Consider the following 20,990-nt stretch of genomic DNA (forward strand, 5'->3'; position numbering starts at 1 on the left):
AAATTGACGTAAACCTAAATTCAGCGGATTTTTGTAACAATCTTATGGGAATTGAATATTTAACAATAATCAAAACCTAAAACTCAAATACAAAACAACCGAAAATCAGCTTTATATTACGTGCATCTTCAAGAAAGATTGGTATAATTCTCGGCTACTTGAGTTAAATTACACAGTTAAATAACACATTTTCATGAAGATCATTCGCGGTATTGCTAATTTAAAAAATCAATTTTCCCAGTGCGTACTGACATTGGGCAATTTTGATGGCGTACATTTAGGACATCAGCAATTAATTAACCATTTAATCACCCAAGGTAAAAAATTAAATCTACCAACCGTGGTTATGCTATTTGAACCGCAACCGTTAGAGTTTTTTTGTTCGGAAAATGCCCCTTCCCGATTAACCTCATTTCAAGAAAAAGTGATTTTTATTGAAAAACTCGGTATCGACTATATTATTGCTGTTCCGTTTACTCAAACCTTTGCCAAAATGTCTGCTGATGACTTTATTCAAGCGTGGTTGATAAATCAGTTACGGGCCAAATATATTATTATTGGTGATGATTTTCGGTTTGGGTTTGAACGTAAAGGGGATATTCATCTTCTTGAACATTATGCACAAAAAAATGATTTTACTGTCGAAAGCATGCCAACCTACGTTTGGAATCAGTTACGAATTAGTAGTACCGCGGTGCGTAAAGCTTTACTCAACAATGATTTTGAATTAGCCCGTTGCCTATTAGGTCGACCATATAGCATTCAAGGGCGTGTTATTCATGGCAATGCATTAGCAAGGCAATTAGGTTTTCCTACGGCAAATATTCAACTACACCGCAAAAAACCAGCCTTACACGGTGTCTATTTAGTTAACGTCAAAAATTGTTGTAGCCAACAATCTTATTATGGCATTGCTAATATTGGTATAAGACCAACTATTCAAGGAAAAAAAGCCATTTTAGAAGTGAATCTATTTGACTTTTCGGGTGATATTTATGGACAATATTTAGACGTAACCTTCCTCGAAAAATTACGAGACGAGAAAAAATTTGACTCTATAACAGCGTTAAAAGAACAAATTACACAAGATGTTTGCACTGCGAAAAAGATCAGTGCACAATTAACCAATTAAGAAAGTAGTATCAACAAAATTAACTGGAATAAATCAGCATGACAGATTATAAAAATACATTGAATTTACCGGAAACCGGTTTCCCAATGCGAGGTGATCTTGCCAAACGTGAACCGGCGATGTTGCAAAACTGGTACGATAAAGAACTTTATCGCAAAATCCGCCAAGTAAAAAAAGGGAAAAAAGCCTTTATTTTGCATGATGGCCCTCCTTATGCAAACGGCAAACTTCATATTGGTCATGCAGTTAATAAAATTATCAAAGATATTATCATTAAATCAAAAGGTTTAAGCGGTTATGATTCCCCATATATTCCAGGGTGGGACTGTCATGGTCTGCCAATCGAACAAAAAGTTGAAGAACAAGTTGGCAAACCAGGCGTAAAAGTGACACCGGCTGAGTTTCGTCAAATTTGTCGTGACTATGCTGCTTCTCAAGTTGAACTACAAAAAGCTGATTTTATACGTATGGGTGTATTGGGTGATTGGCAAAACCCCTACCGCACAATGAATTACGATACGGAAGCAAATATTATTCGAGCGTTAGGTAAAGTCATCAAAAACGGGCATTTAGTCAAAGGGGCAAAACCTGTTTACTGGTGTACAGATTGTATGTCTTCGTTAGCAGAAGCAGAAGTAGAATATTATGATAAATCTTCACCCGCTATAGATGTAAAATTTAAAGCGGTAGATAACCAAGCTGTTGCGAGTAAATTTGGCGTTCATACCGATTTAACTATTTATGCCGTGATTTGGACGACAACACCTTGGACATTACCCGCTAGCCGAGGTATTGCCTTAAATGCTGAGTTTGAATATCAATTGGTACAAATAAATGATAAAGAATGCTTAATTTTAGCCACTGATCTGGTCGAATCCGTCATGAAACGTGCCGAAATTTCAGAATGGAAAATTCTTGGCAGCTGTAAAGGTGATGCGCTTGAGCTATTACGCTTTAAACACCCTTTCCTTGATTTTGATGAACCCATTGTACTTGGTGAACACGTTACGGTTGATGCTGGTACCGGTGCGGTGCACACTGCGCCCGGCCATGGTGCGGAAGACTTTTTAGTTGGTCAAAAATATGGACTTGAAGTTGCTAACCCTGTTGGTGGCAATGGGTGCTATTTACCGGGCACAGGTGCAGGCTTAGATGGTTTATTTGTATTTAAAGCGAATAAAGTTGTGATCGACATATTAAAAGACCACAATGCGCTACTTCATTTTGAAAATATTGAACATAGCTATCCATGTTGTTGGCGTCACAAAACACCGGTTATTTATCGTGCAACACCGCAATGGTTTATTAGCATGGATAAACAAGGTTTACGTGCCCAATCATTACAAGAAATTAAACAAGTTCGCTGGATTCCGGATTGGGGACAAGCACGAATTGAGACAATGGTTGCTAATCGCCCTGACTGGTGTATCTCTCGTCAACGCACATGGGGCGTACCGATGACGTTATTTGTCCACAAAGAGACCGAAGAGCTACACCCCGATACCCTAGCACTGGTTGAAAAAGTCGCTAAATTAGTTGAACAACACGGTATCCAAGCTTGGTGGGATGCAGATATCAAAGATTTGCTTGGCCCCGATGCAGACGATTATCGCAAAGTGCCAGATACCCTTGATGTCTGGTTTGATTCAGGATCAACTTTCTTTTCGGTAGTCGGTGTACGCCCTGAGTTTGAAGGGCACGAAGCTGACATGTATTTAGAAGGTTCAGATCAACATCGTGGTTGGTTTATGTCATCATTAATGCTATCAACAGCGATTGATAACAAAGCCCCTTATAAGCAAGTGTTAACGCATGGTTTTGTGGTTGACGGTCAAGGTCGAAAAATGTCTAAATCGTTAGGCAATATCGTTACCCCACAAGAAGTTATGGGTAAACTCGGAGCGGATATTCTACGTTTATGGATTGCTTCGACTGATTATTCAGGTGAAATGAGCTATTCTGACGAAATCATCAAACGTGCAGCGGATAGTTACCGTCGTATTCGTAATACAGCTCGCTTTTTACTGGCTAACTTAAACGGCTTTGATCCAGCTAAAGACATGATCAAACCTGAAGATATGGTGGTACTAGATCGCTGGGCGGTCAGCATGGCAAAAGAGGCACAAGATCAAATTATCCAAGCTTACGAAAGTTATGATTTCCATAAAGTCGTACAACGTATTATGCAATTCTGTTCAATCGAAATGGGATCATTCTATTTAGATATTATTAAAGATCGTCAGTACACCGCCAAAAGTGATAGCGTTGCTCGTCATAGTTGCCAAACTGCGTTATATCATATTGCTCAAGCAATGGTACGTTGGATAGCGCCGGTACTATCTTTTACCGCTGATGAAATTTGGCAATATTTACCTTCAGCCGAAAAATCAGAATTTGTATTTGAAGATGAATGGTATAACGAACTATTTAGTTTATCCGATAACGAAACATTAAATAGTGAGTATTGGGCGCAAATTCTAGCAATTCGTAGCGAAGTAAACAAAGTGCTTGAACAAGGTCGTAACGATAAAGTGATTGGTGGTTCTCTTGAAGCTGCTGTTACCCTTTATGCAGACGATCAGATTGCCACAGCACTCGCTAAATTAGAGAACGAATTACGCTTTGTACTACTCACGTCACAAGCCAGCGTGAAACCACTAGACAGTGCGCCACAACAGGCAGTACAAAGTGATATAGCCGGTCTTAAAATCGAGCTCACTAAAGCGCAAGGTGATAAGTGTCCTCGCTGTTGGCATTACACCATTGATAATGAACCAACAACACATTTATGTAAACGCTGTGAAGAAAACATTCATGGTAAGGGTGAAGTTAGACATTTCGCCTAGCAATAGAATGACAGATAAACACGGCTATAAGACAATAGCTTATAGCCACTTATTACATTAAGCGCCGACAACAGTCGGCGAAATATCATCATGAGCATGAACTTTATGAAAAAAGAGAATGGACTTTACTGGTTACTTATTAGCACAATTGTGTTCTTTGTTGATATTGCTAGTAAATTTTGGATCCTAACTAAATTCAACCTTTATGAATCAATCAACGTGTTGCCTTTCTTCTCGATTACTTATGTACAAAATATTGGCGCTGCATTTAGTATTTTTGAAGGTCAACGTTGGATGCTTGCAGCCGTTGCTTTACTCATTAGTGGTGCCATTGTGTATATGCTTTATCGTAACAAACGACAGCAAAAATTAGAAAATTTTTCACTATCACTTATATTAGGTGGTGCTTTAGGCAACCTATTTGACCGCCTTTATCATGGATTTGTGGTTGATTTTCTAGATGTAAATTTCGGTAGCTGGCACTACCCAACCTTTAATATTGCTGATTGTGCGATTTGTATCGGTATTGGATTATTTATTTTAAATAGTTATAAAAAACCCCAAAAGACCGAATAACATGCAAATTATTTTAGCTAACCCTCGAGGTTTTTGTGCTGGTGTTGATCGAGCTATCACGATCGTTGAACGCGCACTTGAACTCTTTGGCGCACCTGTTTATGTTCGCCATGAAGTGGTGCATAACCGCTATGTGGTTAACAACTTGAAAGAGCTAGGCGCAATTTTTATTGAACAAATTGACGAAGTCCCTGACGATAGTATTCTTATCTTTTCTGCGCATGGTGTATCTAAAGCGGTGCGTGAAGAAGCAAAAAAACGAAAACTTCGTATCTTTGATGCAACTTGCCCGTTAGTAACTAAAGTTCATATGGAAGTGGCAAGATCCAGTTATCGTGGTGAAGAAGTGGTCTTAATCGGTCATGCCGGGCATATTGAAGTGGATGGTACATTAGGTCAATACAATAATCCTAATGGTGGTATTTATTTGATTGAATCGATAAACGATGTTCAAACATTACAAGTCAAAAACGAAGATCACCTGTGCTTTACAACCCAAACAACCTTATCAGTGGAAGATACGGCGGAAATCATTGCTGCCTTAAAAGTACGATTTCCTAAAATCCGTAGCCCGCGTAAAAATGATATTTGTTATGCCACAACCAATCGACAACAAGCCGTAAAACAACTTTCATCACAAGCAGATGTGATACTTGTCGTCGGTTCAAAAAATTCATCCAATTCCAACCGATTAGCTGAACTTGCCAGACGCAACAGTAAAAATGCTTATTTGATCGATTATGCCACCGATATTGAACAAGAATGGTTAACTAATGCTCGCACGGTGGGCGTAACGGCAGGCGCATCTGCGCCCGATATTTTAGTGCAACAGGTTATTGAACATTTGAAAAGTTTGGGTTGCACATCACTGATCGAAACAGACGGAATTTTAGAAAATATTACCTTTGAAATTCCTAAAGAATTGCGTATTGAAGTAAAAGCAAACTAACGGGTTAATTTGTGTGTTTTAGTTGCTCAAATTTTGCCAATAGCTGATCATGGGTCTCGATATGCTCAGGATCAGCAATAATAGCATTTTGAATGGGGCAAACACGCTGACAAGTTGAATGATCATAATAACCGACACATTCAGTACATTTGTTGGGATCGATTTCATAAGTATCAAACCCCATAGAGATAGCCTCGTTAGGACATTCAGGCTCACACATATCACAATTAATACATTTACTGGTTATTTTTAATGCCATTGCTCAATTAACTTTATCATCTCCAAAAAATTTGCGCCATTATAGCGCAATCCTTCCTAATTTCTAAAAAAGAATACAGCTATCATATTCGTGATAGACCAAATAAGTTTGAATTTATTGAAATATTTCAATATAAATTAGATAATTTAGCCTGTATTATTTTCATAATAATTACAATTTATTAAGAATAGTTATCAATAACATTTATATTATTACGCTACAATGCTAAAACGATTAAAGAATAGAATAAAAGGATGAAAAGATATTGTTAAAGTTAATTAAATTCAAAAATATAGTGATTGCTATTTTTCTGTTTGTGCTTCTCTATATTATCAAGCTGATCGTTTTTCCGTCACAATCGCCAGTGAATTATATTACCTCACCTGTGACTAAAGTTAATATTGAAAAAACGGTACTGGCTGATGGAACAATTAGCGCATTCAAGCAAGTCAGCGTGGGTGCGCAGGTTTCGGGTCAGATCAAAAAGTTATATGTTGAATTAGGTGATCAAGTTAAACAAGGAGACATGATTGCTGAAATTGATGACTTAAAACAAAGCAATGATTTGAAACAAGCCGAAGCTTCGCTTAGTAGCCTTGAAGCACAACGTAAATCAAAACAAGCCAACTTAATTAATTACCAACTGACTTATAATCGCCAATTAAAACTCGTCAATAAAGGGGTCGGCGTTCAATCCGATTTAGATTCAGCCAAAGCCGATCTCGATGCAATCAAAGCCGATATCGCTGCCTTAGATGCAAATATCATCAGTGCACAAGTCGCTGTTGATACAGCCAAAGTGAATCTTGGTTATACCAAAATACGATCACCTATTGATGGCGTGATTGTCGCCATACCCGTTGATCAAGGTCAAACCGTTAACTCTGTGCAAAGTGCACCAACCATTGTGAAAGTTGCACAATTGGATAAGATGACCGTTGAAGCACAAATTTCAGAAGCGGATGTCATTAATGTAAAAAAAGGAATGCCCGTCTATTTCACCATATTAGGCGAACCTAATAGACGTTTTGACGGTTTAACATTACGCGCCATTGAACCTGCGCCAGATTCGATTAATACGGAAAGTTCATCAAGTTTAAGTTCTTCCTCATCCACCACCAAAACAGCAATTTACTATAATGGATTATTCGATGTTGATAATCCTGATCATATTTTACGAATTTCGATGACAGCCCAAGTTTATATTGTTTTATCTGAAGCAAAAGATGTATTGGCAATCCCATCTCAAGCAATCCAAAAAAATTTGGCAGATAATAAAGCAATTGTCTATGTACTTAATCAACAAAATAATGCTGAAGAACGAGAAGTCAGTTTAGGTATCAATAATAATATTAATGTGGAAATCAAATCCGGACTTAAAGAAGGGGAAGTCGTCATTATTGGTAGTGACAATGGCGCATTATTCAATCCTAATGGACGCACGCCGAGGATAAGATTCTGATATGACAAACACTAATAATCCGCTGATCAAACTTGAAAACATTGTTCGTGAATTTCCAGCTGGCGATTCAACCATACAAGTGCTTAAAAGCATCAATCTAACGATTAATGCTGGCGAAATGGTTGCCATTATTGGTGCGTCTGGTTCGGGCAAATCAACATTAATGAATATTTTAGGTTGTTTAGATAAACCAAGCTCTGGTGTCTATACCATTGGAGGACGAACCACCAATCAATTATCACCTGATGAATTAGCTGAATTACGTCGTGAACACTTTGGTTTTATCTTTCAACGTTATCATTTGCTAAACGCCTTAACGGCACAAGGTAATGTTGAAATCCCTGCTATTTATGCCGGAATCACCAATGAACAACGGAAAAAACGAGCTATTGAAATATTAACCCGTTTAGGGCTTGAAGATAAGATTAATAATAAACCCAGTCAATTATCTGGCGGTCAACAACAGCGTGTCAGTATTGCTCGAGCCTTAATAAACGGCGGACAAGTTATTTTAGCAGATGAACCGACGGGCGCACTTGACCGTAAAAGCGGCTTAGAAGTCATGGCTATCTTGCGAGAACTTCATAAACAAGGGCATACCGTCATTATTGTGACACATGATAGCAATATTGCCCAAAGTGCAGAACGGATTATTGAAATCAGTGACGGAGATATTATCTCTGACTCAATCAATCCTAACTATCACGCAGAAGAAGAGGATCATCGCCAAGTCAAACAGATCGAAACGACTAAAACCCAAGACAACTTTCAAGCTAAGTATAATCGTTTTCGAGATGCCTTTAATATGGCAATATTGTCGATGCTTTCTCAACGATTACGAACTTTTCTTACCATGCTTGGTATTATCATTGGTATTGCCTCGGTGGTTTCAATGGTTGCCTTAGGCGAAGGCACAAAACAAAAAATATTATCGAATATAAATTCGTTAGGGACAAGCACACTCGAAATTTATCCCGGAAGCGGATTTGGGGATCGCAACGCAGATAAAATTACCACCTTACGCTCATCCGACGCCGACTTTTTAGCAAAACAAAGTTTTGTACATAGCACGACCCCAAATCTGGCAACATCAGTCTATTTTCGGGTTAAAAATTTGGCTGTAACGGGGACAGTAAATGGTGTGGGAGAGCAATTTTTTGCCGTTCGTGGCTATAACATTACCCAAGGTATTGCGTTTGATCAGGCCAGTGTTGCTTCGTCAGCACAAGATGCCGTTATCGATGAAAATACCGTTAAACAGCTATTTAAGAATGAAAATCCAATCGGCAAAATTCTGATGGTGGGTCAATTACCGGTACGAATAATTGGTGTTGCCACAAAACAACAACAAGGTTTTGGTAATAATGAAAGCCTTAACATCTGGCTTCCTTACACCACAGTCATTAATCGCATGGTAGGACAAACCTCGTTAAGAAGTATTACGGTTAGGGTCAATGATAATGTTGATTTATCGATTGCTGAACAAGCGATTAATAAAATCATGATACAACGTCATGGTGTTAAAGACTTTTTTATTTTTAATTCAGATAGCATTCGTGACACCGTTAACTCCTCAGCTTGGGTATTAACATTATTAATTTCAACCATTGCATTTATCTCACTGTTAGTGGGGGGGATTGGTGTTATGAATATCATGCTGGTCTCTGTCACTGAAAGAACCCGAGAAATTGGCGTACGCATGGCAGTTGGTGCACGTTCAAGTGATATACTGCAACAGTTTTTAATCGAAGCGGTATTAGTATGTCTTATCGGTGGTACATTAGGCATCTTATTATCATTTGTGGTTGGTGGGATTTTCAATTATGTTGTCACATCCTTTGCGATGCGTTTTTCTATCATTTCAATTATCGCTGCCTTTAGTTGTTCAAGTGTCATTGGCATAATTTTTGGTTATTTTCCAGCTAAACGAGCCGCCAAACTTGATCCGATTTATGCTTTAGAACGAGAATAACGTTTTTAAAACCTCACCTAAAATTAAAATCCCTCTGCAATCATGATATTGCAAAGGGATTTAAAATAACAACCTTAAAAATTGTCATCATGTTACATTCAAATACTATGACAATTTATCGCACTCAAAACAGATGTTTTAATCAATGACACTCGCTTAATTTTTGGTTTTCGGATCTAAGCCGACTAAGAACGAAGTCACTCTTAAATAATCATTAATAAATGCTTGTTCATCAGATATATTAAGTCCTTTGGAATTGACATAAAACTTGCGATTAACGATAACAGAAGGTATTGAGTTTGGTTTCAATTCTTTAATGGCATCGGTTTGTTGTGCCATAAAAGCTTTAACCAAAAAATTGTCTTTCGTTTCATCAAACGTTTTACTATCCACACCTAACGTTAAAAATACCGCTTTGATGTCGTCAGCAGTTTTTATGCTACGCTCTTCTTGTATTGCCTGATAAAAAGCGTCTGAAGCTTTATCTTGAATACCAAGTACATTAGCTATCGCCCATGCTTGAGCAAGTTCCTTGGCAAGTGGTCCAAAATCCTCTAAATGATAACGTTTAAATTTTACCCCTTCTGGTAAATCCTTGCTGATAAGTTGTGCACCATGATATTTTGTTTCAAATCGGTAGCAACTAGGACAATTAAATGAAAAAAACTCAATCACTTCTTTGTCTGGTGATGGATTAGTCGGTAGTACAACATACTGAACACCTTTTTCAATCGGTGCTAATGGTGCCGTAATAGTCGGTGTTTGATCTTCCTTAGAGTCAATACTTGCGGGGGCTTGCTCTGCAAAACTATTTACCGAAAAAAGTAATACTCCCAAAGCAATAAACGTCTTTCTCATTAGTCAATTCTCCTTATTATTTAATAATGCCACGCGCTTTTAACAAGGCACTTTTAAAATCATCTTCATAATCTTTTTTCAGACCGGGGATAGCTTCATTTTTATCAGCGTCACGCATTTTTAGATGATAAATCAGAACCTCATCACTTAACTCTTTTAAGTCGCCTTCAAAACCTGCTTCTTGCCCTAATTGTGCAAGAAATTGTAACAGATTCAGATCTGAGTCTTTTTCCCAAGCTGCCTGTAATAACTCCATTAATTCATCAATACGATGACATTTCATAATTCATACCTTTTTGTATACTTCAAATTAATTGAAGATGATGAGATAAAATTAATGTTAAATATTTAACGCTATAAATTCTGTCACAGAAACATAAACAATAGTAGCGATTCTTTTTATTAAATACAAACGACACGTTAAAAGTCATGGGTATCGACTTATCTTTCAATACCATTTAATGTCAATGAAATAATTGTGATAAGTCTATTTTCCCTTATAACTTAAATTAATTTTGCTATATAGTAATGCTATTTAGATTTTTCGCAATGTGAAACAGAGACATTTTATGGGCAAACTACCTATTACAACAATTATCTTAGCTGGCGGAAAAAGTACCCGAATGAACGGTAACGATAAAGGATTATTACAGCTAAATGGTAAACTACTTTATCAACATGTAATTGATCGTATTGAATCACAAACAGATTTCATCATGATTAACTGTAATCGCAATCTAAATCAATATCAAAAGGCAGGCTATCCTACCTTCATTGATGATTTAGCGGGTTATCATGGCCCCCTTTCCGGCATTTACAGTGGGTTATTACGTAGCACTACCGACTGGAACTTATTTGTCAGTTGTGATACGCCTTTTTTACCTGACGATTTAATCTTTCGTTTAACCCAACACACCACGACACATTACGCTATTTATCCCTTTGACGGGCGGTATCATCATCCAACCATTTTATTGATTCATAAAACCATAATTACCCCACTTAAAGCTTATTTGGCACAAGGTGAACGTAAATTGATGTTATTTTTACAACAAATCAATGCTTATGCTGTCGATTTTAGTGATAAACCATCATGTTTTACCAATATTAATACCCCTGAGATACTTGAGCAACTCACTCAATCAAAAAAATAAATCTCTTATTTCTAGATTAAACTGCTATTTATTCCATTTTGTTAGGTGTTTAGCAAAATCGTCTATTTCAACATCCTGTGTTGCCCAAGAAGTACAAAAACGTAACCCGATATGCGCCTCATCAATTGCCCCAAGATTATCGACCGAATAATATGCAAGGATTTTCTTGGCTAATCGTTTTGGCACACTAACAAATAATTGATTGCTTTGTGGTTTACTTAAGAATGAAAATCCAGCATTTTCAAACAGTGTTTGCAGTTTATCTGCCATATAATTACTATGCTTACCCAGTTTGATATACAAGTTGTTTTGCATCAACGCATTCATTTGTACGGCAACAATCCAACTTTTAGCTAAAATTGCGCCTTTTTGCTTCATACTAAATCGAAAATCTTGGTTAATCGTCAGGTTATTAAACACCAATGCTTCACCCGCAAATGCCCCCACTTTCGTGCCACCTATATAAAAAACATCGGTATATTTAGCTAAATCCGGAAAGGTTAGATCATTATCTTTTGCGGCTAATGCCATTGCCAGACGTGCACCATCTAAATACAGATAAAGTTGATTATTTTGACAAAATTGATATAGCTTTTTAAGCTCTTGCTTACTATAAATAGTACCAAGTTCGGTGGTGTTTGAAATATACACTAATTTAGGTTGTACCATATGTTCATCACGATGATGTGCCAAAACGGGTTTTAGCAATTCAGGCGTCAATTTTCCATCTTGGCTTTTCACCGTTAATACTTTATGTCCTGTTGCTTCAATCGCCCCTGTTTCATGCACATTAATATGTCCACTTTCGGTCGCAATAACCGCTTGATAAGGTTTTAAAATATGCGAAATAACCGTTAAATTCGTGATAGTTCCGCCTGGCATAAAATGTATATCTGCATTCGGCGATTTTAGACGCTTTTTGATATTTTCTTTAGCTTGATGACAGCACTCATCTAAACCATAGCCACTTAACTTTTTATTGGTCGTTTCAACAAAGCTTTTTAACAAGCTTGGATGCACTGTTTGGTTATAATCATTCAAAAAATCATACATATCATTACCTTTATTCCGCCTTCATTTTTTAATATGATGTTATATTAATCGCATCTTCAATATAACACGATAAAGCAGAGAGTCTATGAACAATACAAAAATGATTGGAATTAGTGGCTATAGTGGCAGTGGTAAAACGACCCTACTCAAAAAAATAATTCCTTTATTGGTCGAACAGGGTTTTCGCATAGGCTCGTTAAAGCATGCGCATCATAATATTGAACTAGATATTCCCGGAAAAGATAGTTATGAACTGCGAAAAGCCGGTTCTTTACAAACCATTATTGCTTGTGATAACCGCTATGCATTTATTGAAGAGACCCCAAACAATCCTGTCGATTTATCGACACTTATTAACCAATTTAGCCATGTCGATATCGTTTTGGTTGAAGGATTTAAAGAAGAGAAAATACCTAAAATTATTTGTCATCGGCATACAAATCAACCTCAGCTATATATTGACGAATATACCTTAGCCATCGCCAGTGATGAGCCATTAGAGAGTCAGCTACCTGTATTTGATATCAATCAAGCCGCTCCAATCGTTGAGTTTATAAAAGGATTTTTATCATTGCCAAAACAGCATAAATAAAAGATAAAGGGTGTATTAACCTATCTTTTTAAGCAAACCGAAACAAAAAAGGGAAATACTCGATTTCCCTTTTATCTCAGCATAATCGCTTATTTATTTCGCAACAATCACCATTGCCGGACGAATTAAACGACCATTTAAGGTATAACCTTTTTGAATGGTATTGACGATTTGACCAGATTGATGATCTGGCGATTCAACCATGCTAATCGCTTGGTGAACATCAGGATTTAATTGTGAATCTACTGTGTTAATCACCTCAATCCCAAACTTTTTGACGGTATCTAAAAATGATTTTAAGGTAAGCTCTAATCCTTCAACAGTTGCTTGATGTTCAGGATTATTTTTATCGGTAGATTCTAAAGCTCGCTCTAAATTATCGATAACTGGCAACAATTCATTCGAAAATTTTTCTAACGCAAATTTTCGTGCTTTATCAACGTCTTGTTCAACACGTTTACGAACATTATCAATCTCAGCACGGGCACGAATCATCGCCTCACTCTCATTTTTTTTCGCAATTTGTAATGCCTGTTCTAATTCAGCAATACGTGCATTTTTCGCTTTTAATTGCTCCTCGTAATTCGGTTCAGCTGGCGCTTCTGATTCTTTTGGTTCTTCTACCGCTACATCAATGTTAGGTTCATTTTCTGACATGTTCTTGTCTTGCTCTGTCATAAGGTACTCCAAATATAGTCGAAAACTTAGTGAATTAAGGTTATTATGGGGACGATTTTTGTTATTGCAAGGTTATCTCTATAGGTTAATATATATTTTTTTATTTTTAATTAAAAAAATCAATGATACTTAAATAAAAAAATGACAAGGATATTTTATGGGTGCACCATTTAAATGTATTGGTTTAGTTGGCATTCCACGCAAATTAGACGCTATCGAAACCCACAGAGTGCTTTATGATTGGTTAATCAAATTAGGTATTCGTGTTTTAGTTGAAGACCGATTAGCGGAATTTATTAAATTTCCAGCCAATGTCTATGCCAATTTGGATACGATTGGAGAACAAGCTGATCTGGCCATTGTTGTTGGTGGCGATGGCAATATGTTGCGTTCGGCTCGCTATTTATCACACTATAAAATTAGAGTAATCGGTGTGAATCGGGGTAATTTGGGCTTTTTAACCGACATTTCGCATGAGCAAGTCGTGGAACAGTTAAGTCCAGTTATTGCCGGAAAATATGACGATGACCCTCGCTTTTTACTTGAAGTTTCAATTTATGATAATGGCAATCTCATCAATTCCGGTTTTGCTGTTAATGAAATTGTCGTTACGCCCAACACGGTTGCGCATATGATTGATTACGATGTGTATATCAATGAACGCAATGCATTCTCACAGCGTGCGGATGGTTTAATTATTGCAACCCCAACCGGCTCTACCGCCTACTCCTTGTCTGCTGGTGGACCAATTTTAGCGCCTCACTTAGATGCACTCATTATTACACCAATGTTTCCACACTCATTGGCGGTAAGACCATTAGTCATCAAAAGTGATAACCCTATCCATCTTAAGTTTCCAACCACTGCATTAGATTTGAATATTGCTTGCGATAGCCAAATTATTTTACCGGTCAAACCAAGCCATGATGTTATTATTCGCCGTTCTGGATATGAATTTAATTTAATTCATTCTAAAGATTATGATTATTTTAATAACCTTTCCAGTAAATTGGGTTGGTCACAAAAAATGTATTAAATCATTTAGCTAACCACTTTTAGACAGAAAATCATTATCGATTATGGCTCGCAGGTAATCATTTTAATCTGCGAGCATACCAAGAAGGTAAAAATGCTGTTGTTTTAAATCAGCAGGGAATCACATAAGCCAACACATAAACAGTCAGGGATGAAAAAATCGCTGCAATTACATCATCCACCATAATACCAAAACCACCGGGCACACGCTTATCAAACCAACGAATAGGCCAAGGTTTTGCCATATCAAATACTCGAAAAGCAACAAAAGCAATCGCAATCCATAGTAGTGAATATTGTGGAATAAAAAATAGCGTTATCCACATACCAACAAATTCATCCCAAACGATATGCCCTGAGTCATGCGTATGCGTATCATCTGATGTCTTTTGACAAAGAAAACAGCCAAACATAAATGTCACAATAATAAAGATCCAATATAAAATCGGTTGTAACTCGTTAAATAACAACCACAGCGGAATCGCCATTAATGACCCCATTGTGCCAGGCATAATTGGGGATAAGCCACTTCCTAATCCCACCGCTAAAAAATGGATCGGATTAGTAAGTTTTAAGTGTTTTTTAAAATCTTTATTACGTGCTTGTTTTGTCATGTTTGCTTTTAAATTTGATAAAATGATGCCGACTTAACGTCGGCAAACATAGCAAAATGCTGATAGTTAATTAGCATTTTTATTGATGAGTATTATATTATTCGTCTTTGGTTAACGTTGCAACCATTACGGCTTTAATGGTATGTAAACGATTTTCTGCTTCATCAAAAACAATACTGTGTCGAGATTCAAATACATCGTTAGTCACTTCTAAACCATCTATTAAACCATATTGCGCTGCCATTTGCTTGCCGACGGTGGTATTCATATCGTGAAAAGCGGGCAAACAGTGCATAAATTTCACATCGGGATTATGAGTAAGATTAATCACATTTTTATTAATTTGATAAGGTGCTAACAGTTTGACCCGTTCATCCCAAACGTCTTTAGGTTCTCCCATGGAAACCCACACATCGGTATAGAGAAAATCAACGCCATTTACACCGTCAGCGACATCATCTGTTAAAATGATTTTAGCCCCTGTCGTTTTTGCTATATCTTGGCACTTTTTGACCAGTTCCGATTCGGGTTGGCACGCTTTAGGCGCCACTAAACGAATCTCCATACCCATTAAAGCTGCGCCTTCCATTAACGAATTCCCCATATTATTATGCGCATCACCTAGATAGGCGAATTTGACACTGCTTAATGCCCGATTGCCGATATGTTCTTTCATGGTCATAAAGTCAGCTAAAATCTGTGTAGGGTGTGCTTCGGTGGTTAATCCATTCCACACTGGGACACCGGCATACTTCGCTAAAGTTTCGACAATATCTTGTCCATAACCTCGATACTCAATACCGTCATACATCCGTCCTAATACACGGGCAGTATCTGCAATAGATTCTTTATGGCCTATTTGGCTCCCACTTGGACCTAAATAGGTCACTTGGGCACCCTGATCAAATGCGCCCACTTCAAAAGCACAGCGCGTACGGGTTGAGTCTTTTTCAAAAATTAAGGCAATATTTTTACCCATCAGATGTTTTTTTTCAGTGCCTTGTTGCTTAGCGTGCTTTAATTGAATAGAAAGATCGATTAATTGATTAATTTCGCTTGGGGTGAAATCGAGTAAACGTAAAAAGTGGCGCTGATAAAAACCGTGCATGACGAGCTCCTAATCGAGATTATTATTCACGCCATTCTATTTGAATAATTATTCACTTTCAAGCTAAACATAATAATATCTTTGATAATTTATGTGATTCGTTACAAGTCTCAAAAATGAGACATTATTATTCAATTAATTTTAATAATATTGCTTTTTTTGTATAAAAAAGTGTAATAAAATGGCTAAATATTATCTTCTCAAGATTAATAGCAATGAATTTTTATTCATATATAATGATTTTTTATTCTTAAAGGTCTTTTTAATCATGCAAACTTATGCCCTCCTTATATTACAAGACGGTTCACAATTTATCGGTACATCTATCGGCGCTGAAGGTCAAACTGTTGGCGAAGTTGTTTTTAATACCTCAATGACTGGCTATCAAGAAATATTGACCGATCCCTCTTACTGTGAACAATTAGTTACTTTAACTTATCCACATATTGGTAATGTGGGCACTAATGATGCAGATGCTGAATCAAATCAAGTTTACGCAAAAGGACTTATTATTCGTGATTTGCCACTATTAGCCAGTAATTATCGCTGTGAAAAAGATCTCTCCAGTTATCTAAAAAAACACAATGTTGTTGCTATTGCCGATATTGATACCCGCCGTTTAACCCGTATTTTACGTGAAAAAGGCGCACAACATGGCGTTATTGTAACGGGCAAAGATAAACAGACTTTACTCGAAAATGCAGAAGCAACCAAACAAATAGCTCTCAATTTTAAAGGATTAACCGGACTTGATTTAGCTAAAGAAGTAACGTGTGCTAAAAGTTATTGTTGGACGCAAGGCATTTGGACAAGACAAAATGAGCATCCAACACCAAAACCTGAAAGTGCTTTACCCTATCATGTTGTTGCCTATGATTTTGGTGTTAAACAAACTATTTTACGAATGTTAGTTGAACGGGGTTGCAAATTAACCATTGTGCCGGCTAAAACGAGTGCCGAACAAGTTTTAGCATTACATCCTGATGGTATCTTTTTATCTAATGGGCCTGGCGATCCAGCACCGTGTACGTATGCCATAGATGCCATTAAACAGTTTTTAACCACCAATATTCCGATATTTGGCATCTGTCTTGGACATCAGCTGTTAGCGCTAGCATGTGGTGCGAAAACCATAAAAATGAAATTTGGTCACCATGGTGGAAATCATCCGGTTAAAGATCTTGAGCATGATCGTGTCATAATTACCGCGCAAAATCATGGTTTTGCCGTTGATGAACACAGTTTACCGGCTCACTTACGTGTTACGCATCAATCCCTATTCGACGGCTCATTACAAGGTATTCATCATAATCAAAAACCCGCTTTTAGTTTTCAAGGACATCCCGAAGCCAGTCCTGGACCACATGATGCCGCCCCGCTTTTTGATCACTTTATAGAGTTAATTAAATTTTACCAGCAGGAGCAATAACATGGCTAAGCGAACAGACATCAACACTATTTTAATTATTGGCGCAGGCCCGATTGTTATTGGTCAAGCATGTGAATTTGATTATTCAGGCGCACAAGCCTGCAAAGCACTACGTGAAGAAGGCTATCGGGTTATTTTAGTGAATTCTAATCCTGCCACCATTATGACCGATCCTGAACTGGCAGATGCAACCTACGTTGAACCTATTCATTGGACAACGGTGAGCAAAATTATCGAACAAGAAAGACCCAATGCGATTTTACCCACAATGGGAGGACAAACTGCCCTTAACTGCGCTCTGGAACTTGAAAAACGTGGTATTTTAAAACAATTTAATGTTGAGATGATCGGTGCCACTGCTGACGCCATTGATAAAGCCGAAGATCGCAAACGTTTTGATCAAGCCATGAAAAAAATTGGTCTTGATACGGCTCGTTCGGGTATTGCCCATTCACTGACAGAAGCTTATACCGTACTTGAACAAGTGGGCTTTCCTTGCATTATTCGTCCTTCATTTACGATGGGCGGTACCGGTGGTGGAATTGCTTATAATACTCAAGAATTTGATGAAATTTGTACTCGAGGATTAGATTTATCACCAACGAAAGAACTACTGATTGATGAGTCATTGATCGGTTGGAAAGAGTACGAAATGGAAGTTGTGCGAGATAAAAATGATAACTGCATAATTGTCTGTTCAATTGAAAATGTTGACCCTATGGGCATTCATACCGGCGATTCCATTACTGTTGCCCCAGCTCAAACCTTGACTGATAAAGAATATCAAATCATGCGTAATGCCTCGATAGCGGTACTTCGTGAAATTGGGGTAGAAACAGGCGGATCAAATGTTCAATTTTCGGTCGATCCCAAAACTGGACGCTTGATTGTCATTGAAATGAACCCACGGGTATCACGCTCATCCGCATTAGCGTCAAAAGCAACTGGTTTTCCTATCGCTAAAATCGCCGCCAAACTGGCAGTCGGTTATACTCTTGATGAACTCGCCAATGATATTACAGGCGGTAGAACACCGGCATCATTTGAGCCTTCGATCGACTATGTCGTCACTAAGATTCCACGTTTTAACTTTGAAAAATTTGCCGGTTGTAATGATCGCTTAACAACACAAATGAAATCAGTAGGTGAAGTCATGGCGATTGGGCGCACTTTTCAAGAATCATTACAAAAAGCGCTACGAGGACTTGAAGTTGGTGCGTGTGGTTTTGATCCGAAAATTGACAATTATGATGATGAAAAAAACCTCAACAAAATACGTTATGAACTACAAGAAGCTGGGGCTGAACGAATTTGGTATATTGCGGATGCTTTTCGAGCCGGTTTCAGTTTAGACAACGTTTTCACATTAACCAATATTGATCGCTGGTTTCTTGTGCAGATTGAAGAACTTATCAGCCTTGAAAACCAACTAAAATCGCAATCATTAGCTAGCCTTAATTCAGAATCATTATGGCAACTTAAGCGTAAAGGTTTTTCAGATTTACGAATCGCTAAACTGCTGAATGTTAAAGAGCAAGACGTTCGTGATCGACGAAACCAATACCATATTCATCCGGTTTATAAACGGGTTGATACTTGTGCAGCAGAATTCTCAACCGATACGGCTTATCTTTACTCAACCTATGAACAAGAGTGCGAAGCCAAACCACAATTTCATCGCCCCAAAATTATGATATTAGGCGGTGGACCTAATCGGATTGGGCAAGGTATTGAGTTTGATTACTGTTGCGTGCATGCAGCACTAGCATTACGTGAAGATGGTTATGAAACCATTATGGTTAACTGTAATCCTGAAACGGTATCAACTGATTATGATATTTCAGATCGACTCTATTTCGAGCCTGTTACATTGGAAGATGTGCTAGAAATTGCCTGCGTTGAAAAGCCAAACGGTGTAATCGTCCAATACGGTGGACAAACACCGCTTAAATTGGCTCGAGCACTGGAAGCAACAGGATTACCAATAATTGGTACTTCACCTGATGCAATCGATCAGGCTGAAGATCGTCAACGCTTTCAAGCAATTGTCGAAAAACTAAATTTGAAACAACCGGTTAATGCTACCGTGACTGATATTGAAGAAGCCGTCATTAAAGCCGAACAGATTGGCTATCCATTAGTGGTCAGACCCTCTTACGTGCTTGGCGGTCGGGCAATGGAGATTGTTTATAATGAATCCGATTTAAGGCGATATTTTAAAACTGCTATCAGCGAATCTAACAATGCGCCTGTATTGCTTGATCACTTTCTAGATGACGCAATTGAAGTTGATATTGATGTGATTGCCGACGGCGAACAAATTATGATCGGCGGCATTATGGAGCACATTGAGCAAGCGGGTATTCATTCAGGCGATTCCGCTTGTTCATTACCCACTTATACATTAAGTCCGGACATTTTAGACAAATTGCGCAAACAAGCCAAACAGTTAGCTTTGGAACTTAATGTTAAAGGTTTGATGAATGGGCAATTTGCCGTCAAAGATAATCAAATTTATTTGATTGAAATCAACCCTCGAGCTGCTCGCACCGTGCCATTCGTGTCGAAAGCAACAGGACTGCCACTTGCCAAAATAGCCGCTAGAGTCATGACAGGTCAAACACTTGCTAAACAAAACATGACCCGTGAGCTTATTCCACCTTATTACTCAGTAAAAGAAGTGGTTTTACCATTTAATAAATTTAGTGGCGTTGACCCAATTTTAGGGCCAGAAATGCGTTCCACAGGTGAAGTAATGGGAATCGGTAAAACCTTTGCCGAAGCTTTTGCTAAAGCACAATTAGGTAGTTTATCGAATATGAAAAAATCGGGGAAAGCCTTGTTATCTGTTCGTGATCAAGATAAAACTCGCTTGTTAGCGATCGCTAAACGATTAATTGCGCATGGGTTTAGTATTGATGCGACTTTTGGCACCGCTAAGGCATTACAACAAGCTGGCATACCATGCCAAATGGTCAAAAAAGAAAACGAAGGACGCCCGAATATTCATAACCATATCAAAAACGGTGAATATAGTTATATTCTTAATACCACTTCGGGACGCGCAGCCATTGAAGCATCGAAAATTCTGCGTCGTAGTGCAATACAGTACAAAGTTCACTATGATACAACGATGAACGCCGCTTATGCCACAACGGTTGCATTAGACTGCGATCCAGCACAATATGTTGTTTCACTGCAAACACTTTACGCATAAATATTGGGTAAAAAGTAAGCCTGTAAAAAAATAGTGGCTAACAGAAGTGCTGAGAA

At 37.9% G+C, this 20,990-nt stretch carries 18 protein-coding genes; 11 read left to right on the forward strand and 7 right to left on the reverse strand.

From position 1 onward, the window contains the following. Positions 1-193 precede the first annotated feature (193 nt). The 4 genes from ribF (at position 194) to ispH (ending at position 5,503) form a co-directional block, all read left to right on the forward strand. On the forward strand, positions 194-1,132 hold the full coding sequence (gene ribF, locus J3U14_RS05140; protein WP_267350226.1) for a bifunctional riboflavin kinase/FAD synthetase: 939 nt from the start codon (positions 194-196) through the stop codon (positions 1,130-1,132). A gap of 38 nt (positions 1,133-1,170) precedes the next feature. Further along, positions 1,171-3,978: an isoleucine--tRNA ligase gene (gene ileS, locus J3U14_RS05145; protein WP_267350225.1), complete on the forward strand. Its 2,808-nt coding sequence runs from the start codon at positions 1,171-1,173 to the stop codon at positions 3,976-3,978. Positions 3,979-4,083: 105 nt separating this feature from the next. Continuing rightward, positions 4,084-4,554, forward strand: a complete 471-nt coding sequence (gene lspA / locus J3U14_RS05150; RefSeq protein WP_267350223.1) for a signal peptidase II — start codon at positions 4,084-4,086, stop codon at positions 4,552-4,554. 1 nt (position 4,555) lies between these two features. Next, a complete protein-coding gene (gene ispH / locus J3U14_RS05155) occupies positions 4,556-5,503 on the forward strand; it encodes a 4-hydroxy-3-methylbut-2-enyl diphosphate reductase (RefSeq protein WP_065558502.1) in 948 nt (315 codons plus the stop codon). 4 nt (positions 5,504-5,507) lie between these two features. Here the strand turns inward: ispH and J3U14_RS05160 are convergent, their stop codons facing one another. Beyond that, on the reverse strand, positions 5,508-5,762 hold the full coding sequence (locus J3U14_RS05160; protein WP_220216264.1) for a YfhL family 4Fe-4S dicluster ferredoxin: 255 nt from the start codon (positions 5,760-5,762) through the stop codon (positions 5,508-5,510). A gap of 265 nt (positions 5,763-6,027) precedes the next feature. Here J3U14_RS05160 and J3U14_RS05165 point away from each other — a divergent pair, with 265 nt between their 5' ends. Further along, a complete protein-coding gene (locus tag J3U14_RS05165; RefSeq protein ID WP_220216263.1) occupies positions 6,028-7,224 on the forward strand; it encodes an efflux RND transporter periplasmic adaptor subunit in 1,197 nt (398 codons plus the stop codon). Position 7,225: 1 nt separating this feature from the next. After that, positions 7,226-9,196, forward strand: coding sequence for a MacB family efflux pump subunit (locus tag J3U14_RS05170; protein ID WP_267350220.1), 1,971 nt, complete (start codon positions 7,226-7,228; stop codon positions 9,194-9,196). 156 nt (positions 9,197-9,352) lie between these two features. Here the strand turns inward: J3U14_RS05170 and J3U14_RS05175 are convergent, their stop codons facing one another. Both J3U14_RS05175 and J3U14_RS05180 read right to left on the reverse strand, forming a co-directional pair. Then, a complete protein-coding gene (locus tag J3U14_RS05175) occupies positions 9,353-10,054 on the reverse strand; it encodes a DsbA family protein (protein ID WP_267350218.1) in 702 nt (233 codons plus the stop codon). A 16-nt stretch (positions 10,055-10,070) separates the two neighbouring features. After that, positions 10,071-10,337 carry a YihD family protein gene (locus J3U14_RS05180; RefSeq protein ID WP_065558498.1) on the reverse strand — a complete coding sequence of 89 codons (267 nt, stop codon included), beginning with the start codon at positions 10,335-10,337 and terminating at the stop codon, positions 10,071-10,073. A 286-nt stretch (positions 10,338-10,623) separates the two neighbouring features. On the opposite strand from J3U14_RS05180, the gene mobA reads away from it, so the two are divergent. Further along, entirely contained in the window at positions 10,624-11,208 is a 585-nt protein-coding gene (gene mobA / locus J3U14_RS05185) for a molybdenum cofactor guanylyltransferase MobA (RefSeq protein ID WP_267350215.1), read from the forward strand. 24 nt (positions 11,209-11,232) lie between these two features. Here the strand turns inward: mobA and J3U14_RS05190 are convergent, their stop codons facing one another. Then, positions 11,233-12,261 (reverse strand): threonine aldolase family protein, encoded by a 1,029-nt coding sequence (locus J3U14_RS05190; protein WP_267350214.1) that lies wholly within the window; start codon positions 12,259-12,261, stop codon positions 11,233-11,235. Between the two features lie 85 nt (positions 12,262-12,346). On the opposite strand from J3U14_RS05190, the gene mobB reads away from it, so the two are divergent. Continuing rightward, a complete protein-coding gene (gene mobB / locus J3U14_RS05195; RefSeq protein WP_267350213.1) occupies positions 12,347-12,853 on the forward strand; it encodes a molybdopterin-guanine dinucleotide biosynthesis protein B in 507 nt (168 codons plus the stop codon). Between the two features lie 93 nt (positions 12,854-12,946). Here mobB and grpE read toward each other — a convergent pair whose 3' ends face one another. After that, entirely contained in the window at positions 12,947-13,531 is a 585-nt protein-coding gene (grpE, locus tag J3U14_RS05200; protein WP_267350211.1) for a nucleotide exchange factor GrpE, read from the reverse strand. A 157-nt stretch (positions 13,532-13,688) separates the two neighbouring features. On the opposite strand from grpE, the gene nadK reads away from it, so the two are divergent. Next, on the forward strand, positions 13,689-14,567 hold the full coding sequence (nadK, locus tag J3U14_RS05205) for an NAD(+) kinase (RefSeq protein WP_267350209.1): 879 nt from the start codon (positions 13,689-13,691) through the stop codon (positions 14,565-14,567). A gap of 109 nt (positions 14,568-14,676) precedes the next feature. Here nadK and J3U14_RS05210 read toward each other — a convergent pair whose 3' ends face one another. Both J3U14_RS05210 and argF read right to left on the reverse strand, forming a co-directional pair. Next, positions 14,677-15,180, reverse strand: coding sequence for a phosphatidylglycerophosphatase A (locus J3U14_RS05210; protein WP_267350207.1), 504 nt, complete (start codon positions 15,178-15,180; stop codon positions 14,677-14,679). A 97-nt stretch (positions 15,181-15,277) separates the two neighbouring features. Beyond that, a complete protein-coding gene (gene argF / locus J3U14_RS05215) occupies positions 15,278-16,288 on the reverse strand; it encodes an ornithine carbamoyltransferase (RefSeq protein ID WP_267350205.1) in 1,011 nt (336 codons plus the stop codon). Positions 16,289-16,556: 268 nt separating this feature from the next. On the opposite strand from argF, the gene carA reads away from it, so the two are divergent. Both carA and carB read left to right on the forward strand, forming a co-directional pair. After that, a complete protein-coding gene (carA, locus tag J3U14_RS05220) occupies positions 16,557-17,717 on the forward strand; it encodes a glutamine-hydrolyzing carbamoyl-phosphate synthase small subunit (protein WP_267350203.1) in 1,161 nt (386 codons plus the stop codon). A gap of 1 nt (position 17,718) precedes the next feature. Then, a complete protein-coding gene (gene carB, locus J3U14_RS05225; protein ID WP_267350201.1) occupies positions 17,719-20,934 on the forward strand; it encodes a carbamoyl-phosphate synthase large subunit in 3,216 nt (1,071 codons plus the stop codon). Positions 20,935-20,990: the final 56 nt, after the last annotated feature.

It is taken from the genome of Gilliamella sp. B3801 (assembly GCF_026536645.1).
In the GTDB taxonomy this organism is placed as follows: domain Bacteria; phylum Pseudomonadota; class Gammaproteobacteria; order Enterobacterales; family Orbaceae; genus Gilliamella; species Gilliamella apicola_I.